Origin of the sequence: Epilithonimonas lactis, from assembly GCF_900110605.1 — a bacterium.
Classification (GTDB): domain Bacteria; phylum Bacteroidota; class Bacteroidia; order Flavobacteriales; family Weeksellaceae; genus Epilithonimonas; species Epilithonimonas lactis.
In genome coordinates this window covers 100084-112149 of sequence record NZ_FOFI01000002.1, presented here as the reverse complement: position 1 = coordinate 112149, position 12066 = coordinate 100084, and the positions used below count along the sequence as shown (strand labels likewise).

General features: G+C 35.0%; 11 protein-coding genes and 1 other RNA gene. 9 read left to right on the top strand and 3 right to left on the bottom strand.

Annotated features, from left to right (window positions below; all coding sequences use genetic code 11):
- The first annotated feature begins 641 nt into the window (after positions 1–641).
- From BMW39_RS05680 to BMW39_RS05660, 6 genes are all read left to right on the top strand, one after another.
- A complete protein-coding gene (locus BMW39_RS05680) occupies positions 642–920 on the top strand; it encodes a helix-turn-helix domain-containing protein (protein ID WP_034973012.1) in 279 nt (92 codons plus the stop codon).
- A gap of 74 nt (positions 921–994) precedes the next feature.
- Entirely contained in the window at positions 995–2233 is a 1239-nt protein-coding gene (locus BMW39_RS05675; RefSeq protein ID WP_034973010.1) for a primase-helicase family protein, read from the top strand.
- A gap of 268 nt (positions 2234–2501) precedes the next feature.
- A complete protein-coding gene (locus tag BMW39_RS05670; protein WP_034973008.1) occupies positions 2502–3485 on the top strand; it encodes a toprim domain-containing protein in 984 nt (327 codons plus the stop codon).
- Positions 3486–3773: 288 nt separating this feature from the next.
- Positions 3774–4934: a hypothetical protein gene (locus BMW39_RS05665; RefSeq protein WP_051879792.1), complete on the top strand. Its 1161-nt coding sequence runs from the start codon at positions 3774–3776 to the stop codon at positions 4932–4934.
- A gap of 145 nt (positions 4935–5079) precedes the next feature.
- Positions 5080–5250, top strand: a complete 171-nt coding sequence (locus BMW39_RS19720; protein ID WP_221406028.1) for a recombinase family protein — start codon at positions 5080–5082, stop codon at positions 5248–5250.
- Positions 5243–5632, top strand: a complete 390-nt coding sequence (locus BMW39_RS05660) for a recombinase family protein (RefSeq protein WP_221406027.1) — start codon at positions 5243–5245, stop codon at positions 5630–5632. The genes BMW39_RS19720 and BMW39_RS05660 overlap by 8 nt, the downstream gene beginning before the upstream one ends.
- A 191-nt stretch (positions 5633–5823) precedes the next feature.
- On the opposite strand, the gene BMW39_RS05655 is transcribed toward BMW39_RS05660, so the two are convergent.
- Positions 5824–6720 (bottom strand): oxidoreductase, encoded by an 897-nt coding sequence (locus tag BMW39_RS05655; protein ID WP_034973006.1) that lies wholly within the window; start codon positions 6718–6720, stop codon positions 5824–5826.
- A 79-nt stretch (positions 6721–6799) separates the two neighbouring features.
- Positions 6800–7651: a helix-turn-helix domain-containing protein gene (locus BMW39_RS05650; RefSeq protein ID WP_074719321.1), complete on the bottom strand. Its 852-nt coding sequence runs from the start codon at positions 7649–7651 to the stop codon at positions 6800–6802.
- Positions 7652–7854: 203 nt separating this feature from the next.
- Between BMW39_RS05650 and BMW39_RS05645 the strand changes: the two genes are divergently transcribed.
- The gene (locus BMW39_RS05645; RefSeq protein WP_051879791.1) at positions 7855–8286 is read left to right on the top strand and encodes an energy transducer TonB; all 432 of its coding nucleotides are present in this window, start codon (positions 7855–7857) and stop codon (positions 8284–8286) included.
- Positions 8287–8458: 172 nt separating this feature from the next.
- On the opposite strand, the gene ssrA is transcribed toward BMW39_RS05645, so the two are convergent.
- Positions 8459–8857: a transfer-messenger RNA gene (gene ssrA / locus BMW39_RS05640) on the bottom strand.
- A 688-nt stretch (positions 8858–9545) separates the two neighbouring features.
- Between ssrA and BMW39_RS05630 the strand changes: the two genes are divergently transcribed.
- Complete coding sequence (locus BMW39_RS05630) at positions 9546–10361, top strand: peptidase associated/transthyretin-like domain-containing protein (RefSeq protein WP_131474267.1); 816 nt, start codon at positions 9546–9548, stop codon at positions 10359–10361.
- 377 nt (positions 10362–10738) lie between these two features.
- Positions 10739–11713 carry a ribonucleotide-diphosphate reductase subunit beta gene (locus tag BMW39_RS05625; protein WP_034962801.1) on the top strand — a complete coding sequence of 325 codons (975 nt, stop codon included), beginning with the start codon at positions 10739–10741 and terminating at the stop codon, positions 11711–11713.
- The last annotated feature ends 353 nt before the right edge of the window (positions 11714–12066 follow it).

Genomic DNA, 12066 nt, shown 5'->3' with positions numbered 1-12066 from the left:
ACTTTAGTACATTAGAAGTGCATCCTTTATTCTTTTCTTTCTTATCAAAGCATCTACGGTTCTAAAGATGGTTTCTATTCCTCTTGGTCAAGAGCATCAATCATTTTTACTTTTTCTATCACAGATCCATCCAGAGAATTAATATTTTCCGCATTATTTTCTGTATCGAAAAAATCAGACAGTTTTACACTAAGATCTTGTGCGATTTTTTCAAATTAAGAAAGATGGATCTGCCTTGCCAGTTTCTTTGCGGCTTTACATCGGTGCGCTAAATGCGACATTGGAAAAAAAGTTCGTTCTGCGACATTCGTTTGCGTTCTCTAATAGCTTTTGTATTGTTTGCAATATTTATCTTACTGCTTTAACAGTAACAAATTTAAATTATAATAATAAAAATAGATTTTCATAAGAAAGGATTGTTCTTAATCCAATTTATACTAGTGCTGATGGTAGACTGAGAGTTGTTTAAATAGTTCTTATTCCACATGTGATCAATTTGCGACTGAGTTTTGAAGTATGTAAATATAATGGGACTATTTAACTTATTTAATATCAATTATTAAACTTTACGCAATTGAGTAGAATTGCATCGTTAGTTATTCAAATCATACAATTTTGTCTGCAATTAAATATCACAGATTATGCAGACAACAAATCCATTCCAAACCATTCTTGACGAATTAGGGGAAGTGAAAGACTTACTTTATTCTCTCAAAAAAGAACCTGAAGTTGAGTTGAAAAAGAAACTATACTCTATCAAAGAGTGCTCAGAAATTCTAAAACTCGATTATCAAACCGTACGCTCACACATTTTAAAAGGTAACATTAAAGCGGAACAAATCGGAAGATTCTACAGGGTCAATCATTTTGATCTGATGGATGCTTTAAACGAAGTCAAATCGCTTAAGTACAGAAGATAAATAAGGCTTTATTTATCAAGCATTCTAATTCACCTTTCTGTACAACTTCCTGTACAGAATCAAACCTTTAAAATATGAGTGAAAAAATCCCATATCTCAGAGTAGGCACAACCTATTATAAAACTATTGAGAAGCCATTGATCTCAGGAGACAAGATTTCAATTTTGGTGCGCTGGAACCGTGAAACGATAATTGGCGACCACGGAAAAATCTACGTTTCTAAAGTTTCAAAGTATGATGGGTTCTGCTGTATTCCTTCTCATCTTAACTATAAGCAGATTATCGACGGATTCTATAATATTTACAATGAGATTCCTTATCAACCAATCAATGAAAGTATAAGTCCTGAAACTTTAGAAAACAAAATTCCATTCTCACTAAAATTTATGGAACATATTTTCGGAGAGCAATTGGAGTTAGGTTTAGATTACATCAAGATATTGCTCGAATATCCAACACAGATACTTCCGATTCTCTGCTTGGTAAGTAAAGAAAGATCCACTGGAAAATCTACTTTCATCAAATGGCTGAAATCCATCTTTGGATTAAATATGACCTACATCAAAGGAGACTCATTCAGCAGTCAGTTTAATTCAGATTGGACTTCGATGCTGATAGTAGCTATTGATGAAGTATTCTTCGACAAAAAGGAAATTACGGAACGCTTAAAATACCTTTCCACCACCGACAAAGACAAGAAGGAAGCCAAAGGAAAAGACCGTGAAGAGGTAGAATTCTTTGGCAAATTCATTCTCTGTTCCAATAATGAAGACAACTTCATTCAGATCGATGAAAATGAAATTCGGTTCTGGATTATCAAAGTTAGATCAATCAAAAGCGAGAACACCGAATTTCTAAAAAATCTCAACAGAGAGATTCCTTATTTTCTTCGATACTTAATGCAAAGACCTTTCCACAGTCGTAAGCAGACAAGGATGTGGTTCACGGATTCACAGATCAGAACAAAGGCTCTCCAAAGATTGGTTTGGAAGAACAACAATAAACTGGAATCCAAGATCATCGAGCTTTTATATGAGTTTTTCGAAAGTAATGAAGATTGCAAGATCCATTGTATTCCTCAGGATATTTTCAATATGCTCGGCAAGATGTTCAGCAAACAATATTGGACGGTAAATGATGTCCGAAAAATCTTGAAAGAGAACTGGAAACTCGAACCTCAAAGTAATTCTTTGTCCTATATCAAATACGACCTCGATTATGGTTTAAGTTTTTTCCAACAGAACAAAACAGGGCGTTATTTTACAGTTGAAAGGAATTTTATTCTTCAAAGATTTGATGAAATGATGAATTAATTGGTAATTAAATTAAAATCAATTAGTTACATCTCATCAAAAGCCTCATCAAATTTTTCAACCTTGGTTTTTGATGAGAGGATGATGAGAAGAATATTTCATATTTGATGAGATGATGAGACTTTGATGAGACTTTAATTTATTATTAATCAGTCCCTTATAGGAATTTCTCATCAATTCATCAAAAATTACTTAAAAACAAACTCATCCACTATCAACAACAGGATGCAGACTGAGTATTACTAAAAACAATAAAAATCAAAAAAAAATGAACTGCAATCAATTCAACAGCATATCGTTGGAAGAAGTCCTCCTTTCTCTCGGACACCTTCCAACTAAACAAAATGAAAAAGAAGCTTGGTATCTCAACCCCTTTGCCAGCGAATCCCAAGCCTCTTTTAAATTGGATAAAAGAATCAATGCCTGGTATCTTCACTCAGAGGGTCTAGGTGGTAACAACACCGATTTTATGAAAAAATATTTGAACACTTCGGTCAATGAAGTTCTGGATTGGGCAGCGAAGCAAAATTTTTCTTCTTTTCATCAGCAACAACAGATCAAAAAGCTTGAACCAAATTACAAAATCGATGAAATACTCGATCTCCAGAATCTTAACCTGAAACAATATTTGAAGGGACGAGCATTAAGTCCTAAAGTCTATGATTACATAAAAGAAGTACGATTTACCATAGGAAGCAAGAAACTCTACGCCATTGGTTTTGAGAACTTATCTGGCGGTTTTGAATTGCGTAATGCTTTTTACAAAAGTTCATTATTGAAAAAGGATTGTTCACTAATAAATCTCAGCAGCAATGGTCAGAATATATCAAATATTCAAGATAGAGATGTCAAAGGTGTAGCGGTTTTTGAAGGTTTTATGGATGCACTGTCTTTTATTGAATTGCAAAAGTCTTTTGCAGGAGATATTCTTGTGATGAATTCCATTGCTCTTTTAAATAAATCCTTAGAACATCTGAAAAACTATCCTGATATCCATCTTTTTCTGGACAACGATACTGCGGGAATTAAATGCAGATCTGAGATTATAAGATCTTTTCCGGAAGCAAAAGACCATTCAGGTATCTATTCAAACCATAAAGATCTCAACGAATTTTTGATACACAGAATGAAAAATAATCTATCAAATAAGGCAGCTGAACAATCTGAAAAATTTCCAGTACAGGATAAACAAGAAGTTAGAAATCAGGGGCAGGAGATCAAAAGATCAAATGGATTTAAAAGGAAACGGTGATCAAGCGTGCTGTATTTTTTACCAACTACACGCAGAAGTTAGGAGCGCATTCGCAACTTTGAAGGTCGTGCCTCCCAACAAAGTTTCTAAGACGCTCTGCGAGGCTTAACCTGAGTAAAATAATATCAGGTTAGCTTATTGAACCTGTGTAAAAAAGACCTAGATCATTCTAATGGAAGTTGTGTAAAATAAACACAGGTAAAATGTAAAGCTGAGTAATATAACTACAACAACTTCAAACAAAGAAATAAAAGCATAAAACTGTAAAACAACAAAGATGTAAAAGCAATGAAGACTTCTATTAATTTCAAAGAAGTTAAATCCGATTCTGAAACCCATAATTTCAGGAAGAAAACTTTCGATTATATCCGTAAAGATCTGACGCCAAAGAATGAATATTGGATGGAACAGAAAATAGCTGACAGGATTCAAAAGATCGAAGCGTATTGCAAAGAAAAGTCAGGAAGAAAATTACAGAAGAATGCAATGCCTGTTCGGGAAGCGGTTGTCGTGATCAAAGAAGATACAACGATGCTGGAGCTTCAAAACCTAGCCAAGAGACTGGAAGAAGAATTGAGCATCCGTGTTTTTCAAATTACTATTCATAAAGATGAAGGGCATACCGATAAAGATACGAAAGAATGGAAACCCAATTACCACGCTCATTTGGTAGCTGACTGGCAGGATCTGAATACTGGCAAAACACTTAAACACCAATCATTTCATTATTCAAAAATGCAGGATCTGACAGCAGAATGCCTGAATATGGAAAGAGGTATTTCCGGTTCCAGAGGAAGATTGGAAGCGATTGAGTTTAAGATTCAGCAGAAAGAAGAAGATCTCAAAGTGTTGGAAGAAAGATATGAAACGATGAGATCTGAGATGGGTTCTACAAAATCGGAGGAGCTGGTTGTCAAGGAAAATGATTTTCTAGGTTTTAAAAAAATTAAGACTGACAAGACCATTGACAATTATGAAAAAGCATTTCGAACATACAAAAGCATACTTCTAAAAAATAAAACGGAGTTGGAATCTAAGTCGAAGCAAATTACTGAGCTCAATACAAAGGTTGGTGATTTAAAAAAACAGGTGCATCTATCCAAAAACAAAAACGCTGTACTATTGACCAATCCGACAGTTTTTGCTTCTGAAAAGAAAAAATATCTGGATTCTGTTATTAATATTGTTGAGAGGGAAATCAAATTTTCAAGATTTAGAAATCCACACCTGGATAGAACAGATAGACAAAAGTTGATATCAGAAATGGAAAAAATCGCACAAAAAATTTCACAGGAAAATACGGTTCCATTTTCAGCCTTCAATGAGATTTTTAAAGATACTGAGATCACAAATCAGCTCTTCTCTCTGTTGCAATTCGGTAATAACAGTACCAATTATGAGGCTGAGGATATTCCAATTCAAAATAAAAGAAAGAGAAAAAGACTCTAATAATCGTAAGGTATTGCAGAGTAATCTCTTTTGATTGATGGCAATCAAGGAAGCAAGAATTCAAGATAGCAAGGATGCAGGAAAGCAAGGAAGCAACCAATTAAGCAGGCAATCTCGCTGGATTGATTGATGACACCTTTAACAAATTGAAGCCTTAGAAAAAGCAGGCTGTGAAAAAATTTATCAGGAGAAAATTTCGGGTGCAACAAAAAATCGCCCGGAACTTGATAAAATGATTGAGCAGTTTAGAGAAAGTGACGAACTCTATGTTTGGCGGCTTGATCGATTAGGTCGAAGCTTAAAAAAACATTATTGATCTTGTTTTAAGTTTAAGCGATAAAGGAATTATCATAAAAGGTCTTGTAGATGGTGTTGATACTTCAACTATTAATGGGAGACTTTTCTTAAATTTAATGGCTTCTTTGGCTGAATATGAAAGAGAATTAATTAGAGAAAGAACAAATGCTGGTTTACAATCTGCAAGAGCAAGAGGTAGATTGGGAGGTAGACCTAAGGGTTATACTAAAGAAACAATTTCTAAACTACTACTTCTGCGCACTATATACAAAGATGTCACTAAACGTCCGGAAGATATTTATAAGCCCTTCGGATTGACCAGAGCAACTTTTTACAGGTATGCTAAAATTCTTGATCATCATACGGACGAAGAAATTAAAAAAATGGGCATTAAAAAGTAAAAAGTTCGCCAATCCAAAGATGCTTAATACTTACTTGTAATCCTAGAAAATTTGTTTGCTGAATGTTTGGTGTTATCCGATTTTGTAAACATAAAAAAACGTCTCAAAAAACGTTTTTTTTTACTATTTCAGGATGTAACAATATCGATAAATTTTAGATTACGATATAGTTAGAACAGATTATTTAAGGCTTACGGAAAAAATAGATTAGTACTATTTTCTGCAAAACGCCACAATTTTTCTCCTAAGTTTGGATCCTTTGCATTTTCACCGATGGAGGCTTTTGCTGGAAATCCAGAGAATTCTCCTTCACCATCAGGACCATAATACTCTCCACCTGTAATATCCGGGGAAGTAGCTGCATATAAAGTTGACAATGCTCCTTGGGGTGCCTCCATGACTGCGGGGTATGCTGCAAATCTTTCTTCAAGATTATCAAGATGTCTTTGAAGATCGGTTCTAGTAACTCCAGGATGAGATGATACTGAAATAATGTGATCTCCTTTCGTATTAATTCTTCTCTGTAGCTCAATAGCGAAAGTTATATCAGCCAACTTACTCATTGCGTATGAAGATCTTGCATCATAAGGTTTTTCCAATCGGACATTTTCAAAATCGATAGTATCAGTCAATTTATGAGCACCGCTGCTAAGTGTTACAACTCTGCTGTCTTTAGTATCTTTTAATAAAGGATATAAGTAGCAGGTTAATGCAAAGTGGCCAATAAAATTAATACCAAACTGAAGTTCAAATCCATCTACGGTTTTTCCTGCTGGAGGAACCATTACTCCGGCATTATTTATCAGAAGATCTAATTTTTTGTATTTGCTTTTAAAATCAGATGCAAAATCGGAAACAGATTTTAGATTTCCTAAATCCAAAACCATATAGGAAATACTGCCATTTCCAGATATTTTACTAATTTTTTCAACAGCCATTTTCATTTTATCTTCATCTCTGGCAGCGATGATCACATCAGCACCCTTTTCATAAAGAGCCAATGCTGTTTGATATCCTATACCTGCGTTGGCTCCTGTAACAATGGCAGTTTTATCTGATTGATTAGGAATATTTTCTATTGTCCACATTTTTTTTATTTATTTGATTACAAAATTACAGATAAGGCGACTCAAGAAAGTATATTTTTCACTGCAATAACTACAAAATTCAAATGTTGATTTTTCTATATTCAGAAGGAGTTATGCCTTCTCTTTTTTTAAAATAAGTATCAAAATGATTGGAGTAAGAGAAACCCAGTGCGTATGCGATGTCGGATATATTCCAGCCGCTATATTTCAATAGTGCTTTTGCTTCATTTAAAATTCTTTCAGAAATGTGCTGAGTGGTAGTTTTTCCGGTGATTTCTTTTACAGCTTTATTGAGTGAATTCACGTGAATATTTAATAATGATGCATAATCGGAAGCCATACGCAACTTAAGGTATTGATTGGGCGATTGTAACGGGAATTGCCTTTCAAGCAATTCCAAAAATTGATAAGCAATCCTTTTTACAGAGTTTTTTGATGGTAAGGCTTTATTATTCTGAATTTTAAGACCCTCATAAATCAGAAGATATATGTAATATTTAACAACTTCTTCCTTAAATGAAAAATCGGTGTTAAGTTCATTAATTAATAAATTATATATGTTTATAATCGTTTCAAGCTGTTTTGGTTCAGGAAAAAAAATATCAACATTGTCTGCATTAAAAATAGGTGAACCCATTGCATTTTCTTTCAGTGCCAAAATATTTAGATATTCTTTTTTAAAAACACAATAGTATCCTTTCTGCTGCTCACTTAAAATATCATAACCATAAGGAACATTAGGATTACTGAAGAAAATTGCAGGCTTATTGATATATACTGACCTGTCGTTAAAATGAAGTCTTGTATCGCTTTGAATAAGCCAAATCTTATAAAAATCATTTCTGCCCAAAGGTGAGGAGTTAACTTCGTATTCATACTCATATCGTTGTGCATTTATAGGATAAGATATCTGTCTGATATGATTTAACATTTTTTCCATATACTAAAATAGTGCTAAAAATGAAACTGTAAGATTAAATTTAGAAAATCGATAATTAGTATTAAAAAATATTAATTTAGCCAAGTTCGAAATATATGTATTTTGTAATCTTGCAATTTTTTACTTAGTAATATTGATAAAAAAATAAGTAATCAGTCTCACAAAACGATCAATTACTTGTAAAAATTATTTAAATGAAAATAAAAATAACACTTATAGGATTGCTTTTATCAATCATTTCCTATGCTCAGGAACTGCCCACAACTGGAGTTCAAACATATCCCCAAAATACAAAAGAATCAAAAACGGATAACAACAAAATTTACAATGAGGTAGAACAAGCGCCGGAGTTTCCAGGAGGAATTAATGCATTCAGGAAGAAGTTTACTGAGAATCTGGATCTTTCTAAAATCGAAGCTAAAGGAATAGTATCAAGTGAACTGAGTTTTACTATTGAAAAAGATGGAACAGTGACTGATCTAAAATCTGAAGGAAAAAATGCACAATTTAATTCTTCGGTTATAGCTGCAGTTAAATCGATTAAAATGAAATGGATTCCAGGTAAAATGGATGGGGATTATGTTCGTTCTACTTTTAAGATGCCATTGAGAATGGCTTTTGAGTGATGTTGCTAAGGTAGAAATACTTTAAGAGATATGTATAGTAGAAAAACAATTTTCTTTAAGTAGTAATAATTATTGGTTTAAAGTTTTTTTCAAAAAGAAATTATTTAAAACTAGCACCTAAACTAGCACCTTGGAATAAAAAACCCTGTAAATTAACAATTTACAGGGTTTTGCGTGGAGTTGGAGGGATTCGAACCCTCGTCCAAACAAGCAATACATAAGATTTCTACATGCTTATTTCGCTATTGATTTTCGAGCTCAGGCAGAGAGCAAACACCCAACCTAAACCTTATCTTCTAAAATTTTCGAATTTTGGTCGAAGTTCCCAAAACCTTATTTCTGCATTGCTATGCCCCAGAATCAAACGCCGCAGAACAGAGCGTTTGTGAGACATCTTGCTTCCTTACTATCTTCGGGAAAGCGCTGGATCCTACTAAGCTTCGGATTAAGCTGCAAGAGCGAACTCTTCGTTGCCAGTTAAAAGTGTGTAGCAAGGGATTTAAGAGATCGCGCTACGGTTCTCTGCATGCTTACTTACCCATTGGCCTTGCTGTCGAAACCAGTCAACCCCAATTTTAAAATAAGACTACAAATTTACAAAAAATTAATTTACCAATGCAATTCAAATCACCACTTATAATTCATCGTTTATCATTCGTCACTCATCATTTATGATTTGGGCGTATCCCTCGCCACCGCTGTCATCCTGAGGCTCTCGAAGGGCCAACCGCTCGGGTCGGGCTGTCCGCTGCAATCTTTTTGTCATTCAACATTGGTCTGCGAAAGACGATTTGATAAAGACAAAAAGGATTTCCACTACCATCCCTTACGCAGCTTCGCAAAAATCCAAGATTTGTCATATTTAGAACTTCACCCAAAAAATCGGAATATTAAGAAACTTAAACGGACAAAAACCTTTTTTTTACTTCGCGACCTTTGATAAGTTTGAAGTTTATGCTTAGCCTGTCGAAGTATCTTTGCGAATACCTTAAATTATCCTTGCGACCTTTGATAAGTTTTACGTCTTTGCGAGCCTTAAAAATGTTTTCAACAATAATCAAAAAAATCTTTGCGGGCTTTGCGTTCAAAATATTTTAACTCGTTCAAAAATATTTCCAAATTAAATTAACAAAACCAAATCACACAATTTCTAAAAAAATCACAAAACTCCTTAAAGTCGGTTAAACTACCGTTCCAAAAATCACCTTCACATAATAACAGCCTCAATTAGAATTAATTTTGCACAAAACGTACAGTCCGTGAAAATCAAATTACTATCACTTTTTATATTTCTCTTCTCTATCAAGGCATTTTCCCAATCAGAATATGTGATGGGAAACATCTCCAATGAGAATGGCGACAAACTTCCCAATGCCAGCATCGTCAATATCAGAACAGACCAAGTCGTGGTCTCAGATTTTATGGGAAACTTTGTTATCGCTGCAAAAGCTTCCGACGAACTAAGGATAGCACGACAGGGCTATGAACGTAAAAACCTGATTGTAAATGTCGAGAATTTCTCAAAAAGCTTAGACGTCAAATTGTTCACAATCCCACTGGAAATAGAAGAGGTCAAACTCACCTTCCGCCCAACCGGGATCCTGAAAAAAGATGTCTCACGACTCAATCCACCGCCAAAGGTCACAGCGCTCAATATGGCAATGAACAATTATATGCGGACACCTCCAAACGAGGTTGGGCCGTCAGCAAAAGTGCCTTCCTCTTTCCAGCAACCTAATCTTTTGGCAGGACAAATGGATATGGTGAAACTGGCCGGTGCGATTGGCAAATTGGTCGGTAAGGCCACACAGTCGCCAAAAACCTCAGCCAACTATACGGAGAAACAAGAATTCTACAAACGCGTGAAAGCGGTCGTCAATATTGACTATTACACAGATTACGGTTTAGACGAATATGACTTCGATATTTTCCTGGCTTATGCGGATGAGCAGAAAGAACTTTCCAAGAATTATAGGAACAATTTCAACAAGGTGGCGATAGAATCCCAACTCAAGCAGGTGTTTGCGGAATACATCAAGACGCACAACTTTTCCAAGAAAGTTTCCGAAGGTTAATATTTTTAATCAAATTAAGCTTTGTTAATATAGCGTCGGAAATTCTCAATCCTAATGTTTAGCTGTTATCAACCATTATTACTGAATTTAATTGATGTCTGTTTAAATTTAGTTTGACAAATTAACAGTCATATTGGATTCCAATTTATAAGGAATTCCCTATCCATCCACCTTTTAACATAATGTGGAAAACTTTTGCTGATGATTGTCAGTTTTTTGACTCATTTCGACATTTTGCCCTTTCATGTATAGACTTCAATTTCTATTTTTGTATTCACTTAAAAGATAAAAGTAACGCGTTTCCAAACTGGAAATATTCTGTTGCTGATCACTATCTTTTCATAGAATTTTTAATAAACTAATAAATACGGCTGATAATGGGAATTTTCGATAAAAGAATAAGCTACAAACCTTTTGAATATCCAGAAGTAATGCAATTTGTAGAGGCTATCAACAAGTCTTATTGGGTGCATTCCGAAGTGGATTTCACAGCCGATGTTCAGGATTTCCATTCCCAGCTGGAGCCTCACGAGAAAAACGCCGTGAAGAATGCTTTGCTGGCAATCGCTCAGATCGAGGTCAATGTAAAGACCTTCTGGGGAAATCTTTATGATCACCTTCCGAAGCCGGAACTCAACGGTCTAGGCGCAACTTTCGCTGAATGCGAATTCCGCCATTCCGAAGCTTACTCCAGATTGTTGGAAGTGTTGGGTTACAATGATGACTTCTTGGAAGTAGTAAACGTACCAGCTGTAAAAGACAGGATCGAATATCTTGGAAAAATGTTGAAGAACGCCAATTCCCAAGACCCGAAAGCTTACGTTTCCTCATTGTTGCTTTTCAGTATTTTGATTGAGAATGTTTCGTTGTTCAGTCAGTTTGCGATCATTTTGTCGTTTACAAGATTCCAAGGTTATATGAAAAATGTGTCCAACATCATCGCTTGGACTTCTGTAGATGAGCAGATCCACGCCAATGGCGGAATCTATTTGATCAACAAGATCCGTGAAGAACAACCTGACCTGTTGACAGATGAGGACATCGAAGCGATCTATGATCTGGTAGATGAATCTATCGAGATGGAATCTAACATTTTGGATTGGATCTTCGAGCAAGGTGAATTGCAGAAAGTGTCCAAAAAGAATCTTCTTGATTTTATGAAATACAGAGTAGATGATTCTTTGAAGAAAATCGGGGTGAAAACAAGATACAACGTTTCCCAAGAAGATTACAAACCAATGGTTTGGTTCGAAGAAGAGGTTTTCGCCAACTCTATGGATGATTTCTTCGCAAAACGTCCGGTAGATTATACAAAACACGATAAAAGTATTACAGCGAACGATTTGTTTTAATTAAGGACAGGAAGCTGGATGTCTGAAGCTGGAAGAAATTAAACAAGAACATAATATTTGTCATTCCTATGGAATTGCAAAACTGAATAAAAAATCCTTTCAAAGTTTCAGGCTGAGAAAGGTGTGAAAAAGAAAATTTTGAGAACGATTTATAATTCTTGGAGTTTTCTTTTTTATGTGAAATCGTCAAAAATGGCGAAGCGCGCCCCGGCTTGAGTGGAGCTCTTTTTCTGGCATTGCGATGTGGAAATGTTCAAACGGATGACCTCACGTCGTAAGCAATGACAGAAAAAAGCGGGAACGGAAGACGGAAATAGGCGCCCAAAAAATGATTTAAAAAACAATAAGCCAAT

Coding starts and splice junctions, on each gene's coding strand:
- BMW39_RS05670 (WP_034973008.1), top strand. CDS start 2,502: ATGAACTGCAATCAATTCAACAGCATATCGTTGGAAGAAGTCCTCCTT.
- BMW39_RS05625 (WP_034962801.1), top strand. CDS start 10,739: ATGGGAATTTTCGATAAAAGAATAAGCTACAAACCTTTTGAATATCCA.
- BMW39_RS05665 (WP_051879792.1), top strand. CDS start 3,774: ATGAAGACTTCTATTAATTTCAAAGAAGTTAAATCCGATTCTGAAACC.
- BMW39_RS05675 (WP_034973010.1), top strand. CDS start 995: ATGAGTGAAAAAATCCCATATCTCAGAGTAGGCACAACCTATTATAAA.
- BMW39_RS05655 (WP_034973006.1), bottom strand. CDS start 6,720: ATGTGGACAATAGAAAATATTCCTAATCAATCAGATAAAACTGCCATT.
- BMW39_RS05680 (WP_034973012.1), top strand. CDS start 642: ATGCAGACAACAAATCCATTCCAAACCATTCTTGACGAATTAGGGGAA.
- BMW39_RS05650 (WP_074719321.1), bottom strand. CDS start 7,651: ATGTTAAATCATATCAGACAGATATCTTATCCTATAAATGCACAACGA.
- BMW39_RS05645 (WP_051879791.1), top strand. CDS start 7,855: ATGAAAATAAAAATAACACTTATAGGATTGCTTTTATCAATCATTTCC.